Genomic DNA, 17,210 nt, shown 5'->3' on the forward strand with positions numbered 1-17,210 from the left:
CCCCTTCGGTTGCCAGATGACCAGGATGAGGGTGAAGACAAAAACAGCAATGGCGATCAGCATGAGGATCTCGCTCGATGTTGGTCAGCAGCAAGCAGCGTCACGGACGGGGCGGCCGTCCATGTTCTGCAGCCGTAGCGAGTTGTCTGCCAACCACTTTGAGTTGGCCTGCAAGGTCACCTGCAGCATTTCATGCACCCAGGCGGGAAGCTCCGGGTTAAGGCGGTAGTACACCCACTGACCCTGTCGACGATCTAACAGCAGACCATTGCTGCGCAGCTGCGCGAGGTGGCGGCTTATCTTGGGTTGGCTGTCGTTCAGCGCGCACATCAGTTCGCAGACACATAGCTCACCGAGGCTAGCGATCAACAGGGTGGCGCGAACACGGGTCTCGTCGGATAGGCACTTGAAGACATCAGGCGGGGTGATCATGGCAGTACCAATACATATGGATTATCGAATATACGTTTTTCCATATGTAATTCGCAAGGACGCCTGGTCTGAACGTCCGCTATGAGTCGATACGCGTCGATTCAAGTCCGGGGAAAGGGTAGAAAGACTGTTTAGGCGGCAGCTATCGGCCAAAAGCGGACGCTCAAAGCTGTTTACGGATCGAGGGGCGATTCAGCTCGGTGAATGGCTCAGCGAAAGCAGCTCTCCGCAGGGATCGGTGGGATGGATGGTGGGTAATGAGGGCTGGCCGCAGTCGGCCCATGCTCGCCGGGTAAATTCAGTTGAGAGGCATCGCCAGGCCGGCAGGAGGCCTGAGCGGCCTTGAACTTATTATTCAAGGTCTTGTCGAGATTTAAGTTTTGCCGGTGGTCTGATATAAAACTTTTCAAGTAATGCAGCGCGCATACTCAAAGCAGCTCAGATTTTCTGGGTTATTGAGAGGTTTTTATGCCTATTGATAGTGATGTTCCAGGGAGAGCTTCTCCGGACGCTACGCCTGCAGAAGATAAAGGGCTTGGCATTGCAGAAGTTCTGCGCTTGGATAAGGTTGCTCCAAAAGATCGGTACGACTATATCGATCTAGATACAATGTCTAATGAGGGGCCTGTGCCGCCGGATCGATCGCGCGCGCCCAATACCGCTTACTATGCGCGCCAAAAGCTTCGCTAGGACCACCTGCGAAATCGGGACAAGGAGCGGGGGCGCAACGCCCAAAGCGTGCAGGCTGTGGTGAGGCTGACGATTCTTTGGGCTTTAACCTGATGAGCCAGCTCGAAGCAGAGGGATCACTGAGATCGAAATTGAATCTCTAATTTGAAGTGGCCTCTGAATATGTTCACTATCAAATATTGCTCTCAAATCAGAGCTCACACGAGGTTTTTATGAAGAATAAACAAGCACATCAAGGCGAGCACCCCTCGGGCAACCGCGGTGAAGGATCTACACCGGGCGCGAGCGGAAGTGAAAAGAAATCTTCACTAATCGAGCGAGCATCCAAAGCGGAGCTTTACAGTCGGTACGGTAAGGTCAGTGATTCCGACTCTAAAGCGAAGCACGCTCAGTCGTAATCGGTACATTTGAGCTCATGACGCGCCCTACGGACTGCCCTCCGCAGATAGTTAAGCAGCTAGCCGCCTAAGGGCGGTTTTTTTGTCCTTCGAATATCGGACTTTTATATAGGGAGCAGTTTTCTATGGCCAAACCAAGTACCGGCGCTCTCGCAGTGACAGTGGTACTTGAAAGCGCCGGCTTGGGTGCTGCCTTTATCCAGCTAGACCTCTCTACAGTTGTGAGGAGGGTTCGGCGGGCTCTTTTTTCGTGGTGTTCGCAAAAGACGTCAGCACTTGGCGCCGTGTGGGCACCTGTTTACTGGGTGGGTCGATTGTTACTTCGCTAATGCTGAGTTGGTGGGAAGGGCTTGGGCCCAGATCTCCGGCTTCAGCGTCTTCATGTGACCACGCCACCGTTCACATCCGCGTCGTTCCGGGGCGCGGGAGAGAACGTGTCTATCATTGAATTGAGGTCTAAGGAATCGATCGAGAAGCACTCGGTTGGGATCCAACTACTTTGACAGTTCACGCAGGTGTTCGGACATGGCAGACAAATATGTTGGGAATATAATTGGAGTTGGCACGGATAATTTAGAGTACGTGATCAACATATACCAGGACGAGGTCGTTGAGAGATCCTCCAGGGGGATGATCCGACATGACGGGTTGAAGCATTTCGAAATCCGTACAGGCGGCGCTGTGAGGAGGCTCTCTGAAGGCGAGTACGAGATCGTGGAAACGGGAGTGAGGGTCACTATTCGTGATGGCGAAAGCTGAAATCGCTCGGGCCTAAGAAGGGAAAGCCCAAGAGAAAGAAGCGTCGAAGGGGAAATCAATGTTCTTGCCAGGCAGCTTAGGAAACGCCCAGTCGCGGGCGACGGGAGATGACAGTAGTGGCGAGGATGGGGCCATCAAGGCCGAACCCTGCGTTGCATCAGAAGTGGCCCGAGAGCGGTTTTCCACCTTACTACTGCATAACTGGAGGGTGTGACCAAAAATCGGTTCCAAAACTGAAACGGCAGCCCTTGCAGCATACGGCCTGTAGCCGTGCCATATATTAGTTGATCTGGAATCGATTCTTGGGCACAGACGTTGAGATTACTGGGTTCTGGATACGGTCTTGAAAACCGCTGCCAAGTTCGCACTGGGAGGGGGTTATGCCTGAACGGCATCAGACCTAGGAAATGTCCGCCGGACCAATCCGCGTACCAACCTTTGCGTTTCGGTGGGTAGGTGAGGGGTATTTCGCCCAGCAAAATCAACACATCTCCACCCGCCATACCCCATTGCATAGCGCATGGTGATATTCGCGGTGGAGATCAAAGCGCTTACCTATCAGTAACTTACGCGGCCATGGCTCAGGAAGCCCGAGTGCTCACGGCTCGCTCCAGTGGGAGCTTGGGTTGGCCTTTGGGCGAGTGTCTACAGCAGCGATGCAGGCTGCGACCTAGCTGTTGGGCGATGAATGCGGGGGTTGAGGCCGGACATTGGGCGGCATTGTCGCATAGCTGGGGCATGCTTTGCAGTGGGTGCGTGATGGGTGGGGTCGCGCAGCGGCGCACCTGGGGGTAAAGTGCGGGGCCCGTCGCCCCGGAAAACTGCCATGCCCTGCACCTTCACCTTGATGCAATCGCCTGTGGGCACCCTGACCCTGGTGGCCCGCGGTGCCTGCCTGGCGGCGGTGCTCTGGGAAACCGAGCGTGAAAACCGTGTTCGCCTGGGCGAACTTGAGCGTGACGACGACAATGCCGTTCTGCGTGAAACTGCACGCCAGCTAGGCGAGTACTTTGCAGGCCAGCGCCGCACCTTCGACCTGCCATTGGACTTTGTCGGCACCGAGTTTCAGCGCCAGGTGTGGGCGGCGCTGCTGGCCATTCCTTTCGGTGAGACGCGCAGCTACCGCGATATCGCCCAGCGCATCGGCAACCCTCAGGCGGTGCGTGCCGTTGGCGCCGCCAATGGGCGCAACCCCATTTCCATCATTGCGCCGTGCCACCGGGTAATTGGCGCCTCGGGTAGCCTGACCGGTTTTGCAGGCGGGCTGCCGGCCAAGCAGTACCTGCTGGCCCTGGAAGGGCGCCAGAGCCTGGCGCTGGGCCTGTAGCTCAGCCGAGCCAGGCGCACAGCAGCACCAGCAACACTGCCAACACGCTGCCGGCCAGCAGGCTGTAGGTGCGCTGGGCTTGGCGCGCATGGGCCTGCACTTCACGCAGGTATTGCCCAGGCGGCGGCGCGTCATGTTGATGGCGCAGCCCTTCGGCGATATCCGCCAGTTGCCCGCGAATCAACAGGCCGACCACATACCAGGCGCTGGCGTAGCTTGCCAGCACCACAAGCACATACCTCATGGGGCGAACTCCAGCGCAAAGGCCTGGGCGCTGTTGCGGGTGGTATCGAGCAGCAGCAGGCCTTCGCTGTGTTCATCCAGCTGGCCCAGCAGGTTGCCTTGGGCATCCCACGCCGCCGACTGGCCGGCGCCGATAAAGTTGTCGGCCGCCCCCACACAGTTGGCCATCAACACCGCCATACCCGACTGGCGCGCCGCCTTGGGGTAGTGGGCAAACCCCTCGGCGACCCCTTTGGCGGTTTTCGCCACGCTGACCAGATACAGCTCTGCGCCCAGTGCCCGCACGCTGTGGGCGTGCTCGATGAACATCGACTCGTAGCAGATCGCCGGGGCAATCTGTAGCGCGCCGGCGGCAAATACCAGCGGTTGCGCACCGGCCACGAAGAACGGCAACTCGTCGGCGTGCAGGCGCTGCTTGGCGTAGAGCAAAGGCGCCTGGCGCGGGCGCAGGATGAGCATGCCGATGTGCACGCCAGCAGCGGCGGGCATCGGCAGGCCGATGGCTGCGGTTACATCAAGGCGGTCACATTGCGCCTGCAATGGCCTGAGCAATACGTCATCAGCGGCGGTGACAACGCGCTGCGCCAAGGTGGGTTCATAGCCACTGAGGGACAGTTCAGGGAACACCACCAGCTCGGCGTCGTGGGCCGCTGCCTGTTCCATGGCCTGCAAGTGGCGGTGCAGGTTGCCGGCCAGGTCGCCCTTGTGCGAGGCCAGTTGTACGGCGCAGAGCTTCACGGGATTCCATCCTTGGTGTGCGTGGGGTGTTCGAGGATACAATCGGAACAATCGCCTCACCAGCACGAAGTCGCCTATTCCAAGGATGGAGACCTGTATGACCTTCGCTACGGCCATTCCCGCCGATTCGTTGATAACACCCCACGCAGCCCAGGCCGAGTTTCGTCACTGCCGGGGTATCACCTTGGCGGCCGGTGACATGCCCGCGATGGGGTACTTTCTGCAACTCATGACCCGCATGCCGGGCTGGATCGACGGCCTTATGGTGCTGCGCAACCGGCTGGTGCGCCTGGTCGGGCTGAAGAACCTCGGGCGCCTGAGTGCAATCGACCGCAGCCGCGCACCGGCCAGCTACCAGCCGGGCGAGCGGGTCGGTATCTGGACACTGCTGGTCAATACTGACAGCGAGGTGCTGCTGGCTGACTGCGACCGCCATCTGGACGTGCACATCGCGCTGACCCGCCAGCCGGCCGCGAACGGTCAGTGCCAGGTGCTGGTGAGCACTGTGGTGCGCACCCATAATTGGCTGGGGCGCTTGTATATGCTGCCGGTAGCGCCTTTTCATCGTTTGATCGCGCCAATCGCCCTGCGTCGGTTGCGCGCTTGAGCCGTGAGCCCTGTGCCATGCTGTGCAACAGGTACGGCCTGCCGCCAGGCCGTCACAGAGGGTCGATGCAATGAGCCGTTTTCGGCGGGTAACCGCCAACACTCGCGGGCGAGACTTGGCCGTGGGGGATATTCATGGGCACTTCCAGCGTTTGCAGCAATGCCTGGACAGCGTTGGTTTCAACCCCGAGGTAGACCGGTTGTTCAGCGTCGGCGACCTGGTGGACCGTGGGCCGCACAGCCCGCAAGCGTTGCAGTGGCTGGCACAGCCGTGGTTCTACGCGGTACAGGGCAACCACGAATCACTGGCTATCAGCCATGCGCGCGGCGGTCGGCTTGACCCGGCGATGTATCGGGCGGCAGGCGGTGGCTGGTTTCTCGACCTGCCGGCCGAGGAGCAGGAACCGTTCGTGGAGGCATTCCTGAACCTGCCCATTGCCCTTGAGGTAGCCACCGCTGACGGCCCCGTCGGGTTATTGCATGCTGACAGCCCTTTCAGCGATTGGGCGCAGCTGCGTGACAGCCTGCTGCACGACGACGACCCTGCGGCCCGTGAGGTTTGCCAGTGGTCGCGCCGCCGGCTGAAAGAAGGCGACAGCCAACCGGTGGGGGGGTTGCGCGCGCTATTGGTCGGCCACACGGCGGTAGTGCAGATGAAAGTACTGGGCAACGTCTGGCACCTGGACACTGGCGGCTGGAGCAGTGGTTGCTTCAGCCTGCTGGACATTGCCTCACTGGAGCTGCTCAGCCCAGCGCCAGACGTATAAGCATGGCACCTGACAGCACTATCAGCAGCACGCCTGAGGCGCGTTCCAGCCAAGGCAAGGCCTGGGCGAAGCGGTGCAACACTCGCTGATTACCGATAGCCAGCGCCACCAGCAGGTCCCAGGCCAGCACCACGCTGAACATCCAGGTGCCGTACGCCACCTGCAACCAGGTGGCACTCCCGGCCACGAGGCTTGCAAGGCTTGCGTAGAACAGCGCGTTCTTCGGGTTGAGGATGCCCGAGGCCAGTCCCATGCCCAGGCTTGCCAGCCAGCTACTGGGAGCGGCATGGGCGCTGCCCCCGGTGAGGCTGCTGCAGCCGGCGTAGCGCACGAACAACTGGCCGATATATAAAAGGTAGGCGCAACCGGCCAGTTGCAGGACGATGAACAGCGCGCTGCCCTCGCGCAGTGCCGATACGCCGGCGAAAGCCAGGCAAATGAACAGGCCATTGGCCAACGCGACGCCCAGGCACGCCCCGCTGGCTGCGCGCCAACCGGCGTTGGCCGAAGTGCGGGCAATCAGAAAAAAGTCAGGCCCGGGTGACAGCAGGGCCAGGAAGTGGGCGAGGGCGATGAGCAGGAACTGATTCATGGTGCGGGTTCTGGTAGTGGTAGAGGCCGCAGTGTGGGGGGCAGGTCGCGCGAGGTATTGAAGATTATTGCGCGGCGCTTTTCAGTGCCCCGACGCGGTCAGTGTGTGGGCGGCCTTGTGTCGCGATGGGCTGCAAAGCAGCCACTAACAAGCTCAACTTCCCGCCTCTTTACCCCCTCATTTCCCACAATCCTTCAGCATTTTCGGAAATTTCCTTCAACTTGAGGGTTATCTTCATCTGGCAAACTCTGACCTTCGATGCAAGCCCATCCAGGAAGGAAAGGTGGTCACATGAACGACAATATCCACGACCTTGCCATGCACCATGTCCGCGAGCAGGTGCTCGAACGCCTGCTCGAGCATATGACCCAGGCGCAACGCGCGTCTGTGCACCTGCTGATGCAGCGGATGCTGGTGATCGCCGGCGGGCCCGGCAAGATCAGCGAGTTCCGCGCCATGGTGCTGCTAGGCGCCGACCGCCGCAGCGCGCATTTGCTGGCCTGCCTGCGGGCAGCACAATTGAGCCTTGCCAAGCGCTATGGCCGCAGCTTCCTGCTGCGGGTGCTGGTGGCGCGTTTGCCGGGGCTCGACAGCACCACGCTGGCCCTGCACGACCGCTGCTTCGGCGCGCTGTTTCTGGAGGATGACTCGCGCGTAGAGTTGCTGCGTGCCGACGCTGGGCAGATTGGGCCCTACAGCGCCCGTCCGGTAGCCACCACGGAGCAACGTGCTGTCGCCCGCAACGCCTGGTTGCTGTTCGGGCACCTGGGTGTTTGCCGCCCTGAAGCGTTACTGGGGGCACGGGCTTATCTGGAGCTGGCAACAGTACTGGACCAGGCCCTCCACGCCGGCACCGGTGTCGACGCACTGTTTACCGTGCTACCGACGACACAGCGGCACCGCTTCATGGCTTGGGGGCGGCACTGCCTGCGGGCGATTACCGGTGGCGCCGCCGATGCCTTGCCCCATGGTGTAGGGGTGCTGGCAGAAGGCCTGATGCAACTGCACAACCTGCTGGCCTTGCCGCTGCAGCGCGCTGCCCCCATGGCCCTGCGCAAGGACGCCAAGGTACTTCAGGTGATAGCGCTAGAGGGGTTTCTGCAGCAGTTGGAGAATGACGACCTGCTCGACCGCATGCTCGGGCGGGTCAAGGTGCTCCCGTGTGAAGTGCACGGCCCCGCTGGGCTGTTCGACCCCGTGCCGTTGGCACACCTGCGCGGGCTGTACGCACAGTTCATCGAGCAGCGCGGCTATCGCGCTGGCAGTCGTGCGGTGGTCGAGCAGTTTGCCCACTTGCCGGTGCAATGGCCGCAGCCACTGCGCGAGGATGCCCAGGAACGTCTGGCAGACGCGCTCGGCGTAACCATCGAGCAACTGGTTTGTCAGGCGTTCGCGCCGTTTTCCGATCAGGGGCGGCGCCTGGAGCTGTTTCTGGTGCGTTGCCACCCTGGCATGCTGGTGGCATTGCCTGCCCTGCACCGAGCGCTGGAAGGGCGCCGCTGCGCGTCGGCGATCACTGCCTGGCTGATGCAGGTCAGTGGCCTGGAGATGGCTCAGTTGCGTGCGCTCTACGCCGGTGCATTGCGTCCGCAAGTGCGCCGCCTGGTCGCGTTGCTGGCGCGCCGCGACATCGCGCTGCGCGCATTGGCCAAGGCCCGCCCGATAGCGCCGCCGGCGCAGCAACATGTGGGCGCAGGCCAGCGGTGATGACGTTTGATCCCGTCGGCGGCCAACAGATTATGGGGTGATGACTATTAAAATTAATGGCTTAGGGGAGTGCCGGGCTGAACTTGGACTAAGAGCCACAGGCAGTCAGCTTGACTGTGGTTTTTTGATGAATTTACCGCGTATTCACACAGTCTGGACCGTTAGCAGACGTTCAGTGAATGCGCAGCCCTTGCAGTAGGCAATCCGTTCTCTCTACGCGTCGTACGATAGTCACAAACGCCCTGGGCTGTTCGACTTCAGATTCCATTCAGATTCGGCCCCGATAATCCCTCCGTCGAACCAAAACGGGGGGAGTTTCATGACCCAGCCTCACTGGAGCAATCTGCTCCCGCTACCCATTGGCAGCCATGCCGACCATAACGCGAACCTGACGCTCCACGTGGCAGGGGATCCTGCACGCGAAGGCTTGCAGCAGTTCATCCACCAGTGCTTTGCCACTGTGCATCAGGCAGATGTGCAGCATTACTTGCCAGAACTGTTGGCACTACATGATAGCCATGGCCGACTGATCGCGGCCGCTGGCATGCGACCGGCGAGCGATGGCCCTCTGTTCCTGGAGCGATATCTGGATGCGCCTATAGAGGCGGCCATCTCGCAGGTTGCCGGCGCTTCTCTGGACCGGGCATGCATGGTTGAAGTGGGCAACCTGGCGTCACTCAGCGCCGGTAGCGCACGGATAATGATCATTGCCGTGACGTGGTTGTTGGCCATGCGTGGTCTTCAGTGGGTCACATTCACGGGCGCTGCGACGCTGATCAACAGTTTCCAGCGGCTGGGGCTGATGCCCACGGTATTGGCCGCGGCCGACCCGGAACGTCTACAGGGCCAGATGGACCAGTGGGGGCGCTACTACGATCAACGCCCCCAGGTATTCGCAGGCAACATCGGCTTTGGCTTTGATGCTCTGACTCGCGCGGGTGTATTTCAGCGCTTTGGGTTTCCCTGCTTAGCCCAGGAGGCAGGCAATGCGGCATGAACTGAGCGCCTTTAGGGCCTTGCTGCTCCAGCGTGCCGAGCATGAAGCTGATGCTATAGCTGTGCAGGGCCCGGTTCGGCGTTTTACCTACCGGCAATTTCTCGACGAGGTTGAGTGCCGTATCGCCCGTTTGCAAAGTCAGCCACCGGGTGCATTCGTGGTGGTACTGGATAACGGGCCTGAAGTGCTGTTCTGGGACCTGGCGGCACTGTTTGCCGAGCGCCCTTGCGTGATCGTTCCGTCGTTCTTCAGCGCCGCTCAGTTCCGCCACTGCCTGAGGCAGAGTGGTGCCACCATCGTTCTGTGCGAACAACCATGGACGGCCCAGCTTCTAGAGCAGGGCTTTGTCCAGCATGAGCCAGAGGGCTTTTGGACGCGCCCGTACGGCGCCATTGCGATGCCGGCGGGCACGGCGAAGATCACCTACACCTCTGGCAGCACCGGAGCACCCAAAGGCGTGTGCCTGGGGGCTGAGGCCATGCTGCGGGTGGCGCGTGAATTGGAAACGGCCAGCCGGCCAGTCGAGCCTCAGCGTTATCTGGCCGTACTGCCGCTGGGTGTCTTGCTGGAGAACCTGGGGGTGTACGCCGCACTCATGGCGGGCGCCTGCGTCCAGCTCTACCCGCAGCAACAGCTGGGCATGGGCGGGGCAAGCCAGGTGGATTTCAAACGCTTGCTGGGGGCCATCGCGCTCAGTGGCGCGCACAGCCTGATTCTTGTGCCGCAGCTGCTGATGGGGCTGGTCACTGCCATCGAGCGCGGGCTCATCGGTGTTGGCCCGCTGCGCTTCGTGGCGGTGGGCGGCGCGCGCGTATCACCCAGCTTACTGGCCCGGGCCGAGGCGGTGGGCTTGCCGGTGTTCGAGGGTTACGGGCTGTCCGAGTGCGCCTCGGTGGTGGCGCTGAACCGCCCAGGGGCCGTGCGCGCTGGCAGCGTTGGCAAGCCGTTGCCCCATGTGCAGGTGCGCATCGCGGGGGATGGCGAGGTGCTGGTGGCCGGCTCGACCTTGCTGGGCTACCTGGAGGACACGCAGGTCACCGACAAGTGGTGGGCTACGGGTGACCTCGGTCACCTCGACGAAGAGGGCTACCTCTACCTCGACGGGCGCAAGAAGCACCAGTTCATCACCAGTTTCGGGCGTAACGTCAACCCGGAGTGGGTGGAGTCCGAGCTCACCCAGGGCGGCGTGATTGCCCAGGCGTTCGTGCATGGCGAAGGCCTGCCGCGCAACCTGGCACTGCTCTGGCCACTGGACCCCACGGCCAGCGACGAGGCCATCGAGCAGGCCGTACAACACAGCAACGCGCAATTGCCCGATTACGCCCAGGTGCATACCTGGCGCCGTCTTAGCGCTCCATTGAGCGCCCGCGACGAAACACTGACTGCCAACGGCCGCCCGCGACGCGCGGCGATCCTGCAGCGCTATCACGCCCTGTTATCCGACATTTCGCTGTGAGGTTGACCATGTCCTTTTTCGATACCCTGCAAACACAAACTGCTCAGGAACGTCAGGCGCTGTTCGCCGTGCCGGTCATTCGGGACGCGCTGGCCGGCCAGGTCAGCCTTGACAGCTACATCGCCTTTCTGACCCAGGCCTATCACCATGTGCGCCACACCGTCCCATTGATGATGGCTTGTGGCTCGCGCCTGCCTTCGCGCCTGGAGTGGCTGCGCGGCGCGGTATGCGAATACATCGAAGAGGAGTACGGCCACGAGCAGTGGATCCTCAACGACATCAAGGCCTGCGGCGGCAACTGGGAGGCCGTACGTGATGGCCGACCAGCGCAATCGATCGAGCTGATGGTCGCCTACCTCTATGACTTGATCGCCCGCGGCAACCCGGCCGGGCTGTTCGGCATGGTCAATGTGCTTGAAGGCACCAGCATCGCCTTGGCGACCCAGGCTGCGGGCACCATCCAAAGTACGCTTGCCTTGCCTGACAAAGCCTTCAGCTACCTGAGCTCCCATGGTGCGCTCGACCAGGACCACATGGTGACGTACAAGCAACTGATGGATCGCCTTGATGATGAGGATGACCAGCAAGCCGTCATCCACGCTGCCAAGGTCGTCTACCGCTTGTACACCGAGATGTTCCAAACCCTGCCACGCGCCGGGCAGCACGAGGTGCGCCATGCGCTTGCCTGAATCCGTGGTGATTCTCACCGGTGCCAGTGGTGGCATCGGCCTGGAACTGGCCGAACAACTGTGCGCAGCCGGTGCCCGGGTACTGGCGGTCAGTCGGCACATGGGCAAGCTGGCCGGCCTGATGAACCGCTACCCGGACCGGCTGCGTTGGCAGACCGCCGACCTTCGCACTCAGGAAGGGCGCGAGCAGGTTGTCGCTCGGGCCCGTGAAATGGGGGGCGTCAATGTGCTGATCAACGCTGCCGGGGTGAACCGCTTCGCCTTGCTCGACCAACTGGACGAGCACGCACTCGACGAGTTGCTGGACATCAACCTGAAGGCCCCTCTGCAATTGACCCGTGCGTGCCTGCCGTTGCTGCGCGCCCAACCCAAGGCGTTGGTGGTCAACGTCGGCTCCACCTATGGCTCGATCGGCTACCCCGGCTATGCCACCTACTGCGCCAGCAAGTTCGCGTTGCGCGGTTTCTCGGAAGCACTTCGCCGCGAGCTGGCCGACACCACGGTGAATGTGCTCTATGCAGCGCCCCGGGCGACGCGCACGACAATGAACAGCAGCGCTGCAACAGCGCTCAATCAGGCCTTGAAAGTCGGTATGGACGACCCGGCGGATGTTGCCCGTGCAGTGCTCGAGGCGATGCAGTCCGAGCGCAGCGAACTTTATCTGGGCTGGCCGGAGAAGCTCTTCGTGCGCATTAACGGCATGTTGCCGGGTGTGGTCGACCGAGCACTGCGCAAACAATTGCCTGTCATCCGCCGCTACATCGGTAGCCATTCCAAGGAATCGATCAAATGAAGCGACTGCTTATCGCTAGCTTGCTAGTATTTGCCCCCTTTACCTGGGCACTGGACCAGGCAGGTACGCAGCACCTGAGTGATCTGCAACAGCGCTGGGCGCAGATCCAGTACCAGTTACCCAAGGACAAGCGTGCCGACGCATTCGAAAAGCTGGCGAGTGACGCAGCGGATTTCGCGCATCAATACCCAGGCACACCAGAGCCACTGATCTGGGAAGGCATCATCAACAGCAGCTGGGCGGGCGCCACCGGCGGCATCGGAGCACTTAGCAAAGTCAAAGCGGCGAAGGCCAGCCTGGAGCAGGCCATGAAACTGGACCCCAATGCGCTTCAGGGCTCGGCCTATACCAGCTTGGGCACACTATACGACCAGGTGCCCGGCTGGCCGATCGGTTTCGGCGATGCCGATATGGCCGACAAGTTGCTGCGCAAAGCCTTGCAGATCAACCCCAGCGGTATCGACAGCAATTATTTCTGGGCTGATCATTTGTTCCGGCAAAAGCACTACCCTGAAGCAACTGCCGCCCTGCAGAAAGCCTTGCAGGCTCCGCCACGGCCAGGGCGTGAATTGGCCGATCAGGGTCGGCGCGCCGATATCGATGCTTTACTCAAGGCCATCAAGGACAAACAGGACTGAACATGCGTCTGTTGCTGGTTGAGGATGACATCGCACTGGGAGAAGGGATCTGCGACGGCTTGCGCCAGGAGGGCTACACCCTCGACTGGTTGCGTGACGGTGTCAGCGCCTTGCATGCGTTGCAGCACGAAAGCTTCGACCTGGTGATTCTGGATCTGGGGTTGCCCCGTATGGATGGCATTGAACTGCTGCGGCGGGTACGCGCCGGCGGCGACAGCCTGCCAGTGCTGATACTCACCGCACGGGACGCCCTCGACGATCGCATCACCGGCCTGGATGCCGGTGCTGACGATTACCTGGTCAAACCGTTCGACCTCAACGAGTTGAAGGCGCGCCTCAGGGCTTTGCTGCGGCGCAGCGCCGGGCGCGCCAAGGTGTTGATCGAACATGCCGGGGTCAGCCTCGACCCGGCCACCCAGCAGGTTCACTACCACGGCGTTGAAGTGGTGCTAACCCCGAAGGAGTACGTGCTGCTGCACGAGTTGTTGGCGCAACCCGGCAAGGTCTTCACCCGTGAACGCCTGACCCAACTGCTGTATGGCTGGGATGAGGAGCCCGAGAGCAATACGTTGGAGGTGAACATCTACCACCTGCGCAAGAAGCTGTTCACCGGCCTCATTCGCACGGTGCGCGGCATTGGCTACTTGGTCGAGGCCAAAGCATGAGCTCGCTGCGCCAACGCACCCTGTGGCGGGTGATGCTGTTGTTGCTGATCGGCACCGGCTTGCTTGCCTTGTACAACTACCACGACAGCCGCCGCGAAATTAACGAGGTGTATGACGCCCATCTCGCCCAGAACGCCCGCCTGCTGCAGGGTGTCATGAGCATGCCGGTGCAGGATGGTGCGCGTGAGATGCTGTACCAGGCGTTCAACGACGCCTTGGGCAAGGCTGGGCGACACCAAGTGGGCCACCCTTATGAAAGCAAGCTAGCCTTCCAGGTCTGGCAGGACGACGCTGGCCTGCTGGTGCATACACCCAGTGCGCCGACCATCGACCCAACACCGACGGTTCCCGGTTTCTACGACTTTTCCAGTGATGGCGAGCAGTGGCGCGGTTTCGTGCTGCCAGTACCCGAACGGCACTGGGTGATCTGGGTAGGCGAGCGCGACGATGTCCGCTACGACCTGATCGACCGCATCGTGCGCCACACCCTGTTCCCGTTCCTGCTCGGCAGCCTGGCTTTAGCGCTGTTGGTCTGGGCCGCGATTGGCTGGGGGCTGCGGCCCTTGCAGAACATGGCCGATGTCATCCGCGGGCGCCACGCCGACTCGCTCGAACCGTTGCAGCTGGTGCCGCTACCCTCGGAGCTGGAGCCCATGCAAGCGGCCATCAATCGCTTGCTGGCACAGATCGAGGACCTGCTGCGGCGTGAACATCGGTTTATCGCCGATGCCGCCCACGAAATGCGTACACCCCTGGCCGTTTTGCGTCTGCATGCGCAGAACGCGCTGGAAGCCAGCAACGATGCCGAGCGGCAAAAGGCGCTGGGCTTTCTAATGGGCGGGGTCGACCGGCTCACCCGGGTGGTCAATCAGTTACTGACGCTCGCCCGTGTGGAACCAAGGCTGGGGCAGCGCGCGAGTACACAGGTCGACTTGGCCGCAGTAGTCACCGACACCTTGGCTGACCTGACCCCATGGATACTGGACCGAGGCCTGGAGCCTTCACTGGATATCGGTGAAGGCGATCATCTCCTGGCGATCGATGCCGGCGCCCTGGGCATCGCGCTGCAGAACCTTGTGTCCAACGCGGTAGAGCACTCCCCGCCGGCCGGCCGCATCACCGTGTCACTCAGGCGCCAGGGCAATCACTTCAAGCTGGTAGTGGAGGATGAGGGGCCGGGTATCGATGAGGCGAGCCTGTCGCGGGTATTCGAGCGTTTTTACAGCCGTAACAGCCCAAATGGTGCAGGCCTTGGGCTCTCCATCGTAGCGACCATCGTCGAGCGGCTGGGCGGGCAGGTGCGCCTGGACAACCGGGCAAGCGGCGGGCTAACCGCCACTTTGCTTTTTCCAGCGGCCTGAACGCTCCAGCCCAGGCGCTGACGGTCATGCAAACGGCAGCTGACGCTGGCCACTTCAGACTTCCTTAAGCTTAAGCCTGCAACCTGACACTGTCCGGTTGCCGGGAATGGCTCCTCCATCGCGCCTTATGGCAACGGATATCCCTCTAATTGTGCGAGGCCATGGAGATGAAGCGCGGTTCAAGTACTGACCGATATGGTCGCCTGTCCATCATCATGCACTGGAGCATGGTCATCTTGTTCATCGGCATTTATGCCTGCATCGAATTGCGTGGCGCATTGCCGAGAGGCAGCGCATTGAAGAGCCCATTGCTTGGGTTTCATGCGCTGATGGGGATCGCCGTATTTGCATTGGTATGGGTACGCCTGATTGGTCGGCTTAGCCCACGTCCTCCCATTCTGCCCAAGCCACCTGCCTGGCAGACGGCGATGGCCAGCGTCACCCACCTGGCCTTGTATGGTTTGATGATCGTCACGCCACTATTGGCCTGGCTGATGCTGGGCGTTGCGGGTAAACCAGTGCCGTACTGGGGCGTGATTCTGCCTTCGCCGCTGTCTGTCGATCCAGCATTGGCCAGGACGCTGAAGGACTGGCATGAGCTCATTGGCAACGCCGGGTACGCCTTGATCGGGCTTCATGCCTGTGCAGGGCTTGCGCACCATTATTTGATCAAGGACAACACCCTCAAGCGCATGCTGCCAAGTTCAAGCGCAGCGCAATGACAAAGGTGTCGATCAGCGGGACTCACGCCGGGCCTGATCGCGCTGTCATGTGGAGCAAGCTATCCTGCTGCATTTTCCGGCGATATGTCATCGCAGGTTTGAGAGGACGCTTTCGCGATGGCGACTGACAACGGTCGCAGAAGGCCTTTTTCCAGGCCCAGCTAAGCGCTTCTGTGAGTGAGGAAAAACACCATGGCTGATACCAGCCCCACTGTGAGCAGGCAGCCGCCATCGCCAGCGGCTCAGCAGCCGATTGGCATGTTTGAAGCGTTTCTGTTTTGGCTCAAGCTGGGCTTCATCAGCTTTGGCGGGCCCGCCGGGCAGATCTCGATCATGCACCAGGAGCTGGTCGAGCGTCGCCGCTGGATCAGCGAGAAGCGGTTTCTGCACGCACTGAACTACTGCATGTTGTTACCTGGCCCTGAGGCGCAGCAGCTCGCCACCTACATCGGCTGGCTTATGCACCGCGCCTGGGGTGGGGTGATTGCGGGTGCATTGTTCGTGCTGCCTTCGCTGTTCATCCTGATCGGTTTGTCCTGGGCCTACGTCGCCTTTGGCGAGGTACCGGTAGTCGCGGGGATCTTTTATGGCATCAAGCCGGCAGTCACGGCCATTGTCATCCATGCAGCCCACCGAATTGGATCGCGAGCGCTGAAGAATGGCTGGCTGTGGGCCATGGCGGGGGCTTCGTTCGTGGCCATCTTCGCCTTCAATGTGCCATTTTCCGTTATCGTGCTGGTCGCCGCTATCACTGGCTACACAGGCGGTCGCTTCGCCCCAGGCAAATTCGTCATCGGTGGTGGCCATGGGGCTGCGAACAACCGCTTTGGCCCGGCGCTGATCGATGACGACACCCTACCTCCCGAGCATGCCCGCTTCAGCTCGGGGCGTCTGCTGCGCCTGCTGCTGGTCGGTGCCGGGCTGTGGGTACTGCCTATGGGGCTGCTGACCTTGGCGTTTGGCTGGAGTGGCAGCTTGACGCAAATGGGCTGGTTCTTCACCAAAGCTGCACTGATGACGTTCGGTGGCGCATATGCGGTGTTGCCTTATGTCTACCAAGGGGCTGTCGGGCACTATGGGTGGCTGTCACCCACCCAGATGATCGACGGCCTCGCCCTAGGGGAAACCACACCAGGGCCATTGATCATGGTGGTTGCCTTCGTTGGCTTTGTCGGTGGCTACCTCCATCCGATGTTCGGTGCTGAACACCCACTCCTTGCCGGCGCAGTCGCAGCGAGTCTCGTCACTTGGTTCACCTTTCTGCCGTCGTTCATCTTCATCCTTGCTGGCGGCCCACTCGTGGAGTCGACCCACAACGAGATGAAATTCACCGCCCCGCTTACAGGCATCACCGCCGCGGTGGTGGGGGTGATCCTGAACCTCGCCATGTTCTTCGGTTACCACGTGCTTTGGCCAAAAGGCTTCGATGGGGCATTTGACTGGCCTGCTTCAGTGATCACGGTTACCGCTGCGTTTGCGTTGTTTCGCTTCAAGCGAGGTGTGATCCAGGTGCTGTTCGCCTGCGCACTGGCCGGCCTTGCAGTTCACATGATGGGTATATGAAACCAGAGACTGCGCCAGAATTTCGCGTTTCTGCGCGAATTCTGGGTAACCTGCCTAGCCGAACTTT

General features: G+C 61.1%; 18 protein-coding genes. 14 read left to right on the top strand and 4 right to left on the bottom strand.

The window, feature by feature from the left end:
- Positions 1–84: 84 nt before the first annotated feature.
- The gene (locus HU720_RS13540) at positions 85–432 is read right to left on the bottom strand and encodes a metalloregulator ArsR/SmtB family transcription factor (RefSeq protein ID WP_186520435.1); all 348 of its coding nucleotides are present in this window, start codon (positions 430–432) and stop codon (positions 85–87) included.
- A gap of 1,613 nt (positions 433–2,045) precedes the next feature.
- Here HU720_RS13540 and HU720_RS13545 point away from each other — a divergent pair.
- A complete protein-coding gene (locus HU720_RS13545) occupies positions 2,046–2,279 on the top strand; it encodes a hypothetical protein (protein WP_186520436.1) in 234 nt (77 codons plus the stop codon).
- Positions 2,280–3,105: 826 nt separating this feature from the next.
- Complete coding sequence (locus tag HU720_RS13550) at positions 3,106–3,606, top strand: methylated-DNA--[protein]-cysteine S-methyltransferase (RefSeq protein ID WP_186520437.1); 501 nt, start codon at positions 3,106–3,108, stop codon at positions 3,604–3,606.
- Position 3,607: 1 nt separating this feature from the next.
- On the opposite strand, the gene HU720_RS13555 is transcribed toward HU720_RS13550, so the two are convergent.
- Together HU720_RS13555 and HU720_RS13560 are read right to left on the bottom strand one after the other, a co-directional pair.
- On the bottom strand, positions 3,608–3,850 hold the full coding sequence (locus HU720_RS13555; protein WP_186520438.1) for a hypothetical protein: 243 nt from the start codon (positions 3,848–3,850) through the stop codon (positions 3,608–3,610).
- The gene (locus tag HU720_RS13560) at positions 3,847–4,587 is read right to left on the bottom strand and encodes a carbon-nitrogen hydrolase family protein (RefSeq protein ID WP_186520439.1); all 741 of its coding nucleotides are present in this window, start codon (positions 4,585–4,587) and stop codon (positions 3,847–3,849) included. The genes HU720_RS13555 and HU720_RS13560 overlap by 4 nt, the downstream gene beginning before the upstream one ends.
- A gap of 97 nt (positions 4,588–4,684) precedes the next feature.
- On the opposite strand from HU720_RS13560, the gene HU720_RS13565 reads away from it, so the two are divergent.
- The gene (locus HU720_RS13565) at positions 4,685–5,194 is read left to right on the top strand and encodes a DUF2867 domain-containing protein (RefSeq protein WP_186520440.1); all 510 of its coding nucleotides are present in this window, start codon (positions 4,685–4,687) and stop codon (positions 5,192–5,194) included.
- Between the two features lie 70 nt (positions 5,195–5,264).
- The gene (locus tag HU720_RS13570) at positions 5,265–5,960 is read left to right on the top strand and encodes a metallophosphoesterase (protein WP_186520441.1); all 696 of its coding nucleotides are present in this window, start codon (positions 5,265–5,267) and stop codon (positions 5,958–5,960) included.
- On the opposite strand, the gene HU720_RS13575 is transcribed toward HU720_RS13570, so the two are convergent.
- The gene (locus HU720_RS13575; protein WP_186520442.1) at positions 5,938–6,552 is read right to left on the bottom strand and encodes a LysE family translocator; all 615 of its coding nucleotides are present in this window, start codon (positions 6,550–6,552) and stop codon (positions 5,938–5,940) included. The two genes, HU720_RS13570 and HU720_RS13575, sit on opposite strands and share 23 nt — an antisense overlap.
- 291 nt (positions 6,553–6,843) lie before the next feature.
- Here HU720_RS13575 and HU720_RS13580 point away from each other — a divergent pair, with 291 nt between their 5' ends.
- From HU720_RS13580 to chrA, 10 genes are all read left to right on the top strand, one after another.
- Complete coding sequence (locus HU720_RS13580; RefSeq protein WP_186520443.1) at positions 6,844–8,259, top strand: hypothetical protein; 1,416 nt, start codon at positions 6,844–6,846, stop codon at positions 8,257–8,259.
- A gap of 319 nt (positions 8,260–8,578) precedes the next feature.
- Positions 8,579–9,256 carry a thermostable hemolysin gene (locus tag HU720_RS13585; RefSeq protein WP_186520444.1) on the top strand — a complete coding sequence of 226 codons (678 nt, stop codon included), beginning with the start codon at positions 8,579–8,581 and terminating at the stop codon, positions 9,254–9,256.
- Complete coding sequence (locus HU720_RS13590; protein WP_186520445.1) at positions 9,246–10,712, top strand: AMP-binding protein; 1,467 nt, start codon at positions 9,246–9,248, stop codon at positions 10,710–10,712. Before HU720_RS13585 ends, HU720_RS13590 begins: the two co-directional genes overlap by 11 nt.
- Before the next feature lie 8 nt (positions 10,713–10,720).
- Positions 10,721–11,401: an iron-containing redox enzyme family protein gene (locus HU720_RS13595; protein ID WP_186520446.1), complete on the top strand. Its 681-nt coding sequence runs from the start codon at positions 10,721–10,723 to the stop codon at positions 11,399–11,401.
- Positions 11,388–12,194 carry an SDR family oxidoreductase gene (locus tag HU720_RS13600; protein WP_186520447.1) on the top strand — a complete coding sequence of 269 codons (807 nt, stop codon included), beginning with the start codon at positions 11,388–11,390 and terminating at the stop codon, positions 12,192–12,194. The genes HU720_RS13595 and HU720_RS13600 overlap by 14 nt, the downstream gene beginning before the upstream one ends.
- Positions 12,191–12,832: a hypothetical protein gene (locus HU720_RS13605; protein ID WP_186520448.1), complete on the top strand. Its 642-nt coding sequence runs from the start codon at positions 12,191–12,193 to the stop codon at positions 12,830–12,832. Before HU720_RS13600 ends, HU720_RS13605 begins: the two co-directional genes overlap by 4 nt.
- A gap of 2 nt (positions 12,833–12,834) precedes the next feature.
- Positions 12,835–13,497: a response regulator gene (locus HU720_RS13610; RefSeq protein ID WP_186520449.1), complete on the top strand. Its 663-nt coding sequence runs from the start codon at positions 12,835–12,837 to the stop codon at positions 13,495–13,497.
- The gene (locus HU720_RS13615; protein WP_186520450.1) at positions 13,494–14,858 is read left to right on the top strand and encodes an ATP-binding protein; all 1,365 of its coding nucleotides are present in this window, start codon (positions 13,494–13,496) and stop codon (positions 14,856–14,858) included. Before HU720_RS13610 ends, HU720_RS13615 begins: the two co-directional genes overlap by 4 nt.
- 167 nt (positions 14,859–15,025) lie before the next feature.
- Complete coding sequence (locus HU720_RS13620) at positions 15,026–15,580, top strand: cytochrome b (protein ID WP_186520471.1); 555 nt, start codon at positions 15,026–15,028, stop codon at positions 15,578–15,580.
- Between the two features lie 192 nt (positions 15,581–15,772).
- Positions 15,773–17,143 (top strand): chromate efflux transporter, encoded by a 1,371-nt coding sequence (chrA, locus tag HU720_RS13625; RefSeq protein ID WP_186520451.1) that lies wholly within the window; start codon positions 15,773–15,775, stop codon positions 17,141–17,143.
- Positions 17,144–17,210 lie beyond the last annotated feature (67 nt).

The organism is Pseudomonas sp. SWRI51 (genome assembly GCF_014268825.1).
Taxonomy (GTDB): domain Bacteria; phylum Pseudomonadota; class Gammaproteobacteria; order Pseudomonadales; family Pseudomonadaceae; genus Aquipseudomonas; species Aquipseudomonas farsensis.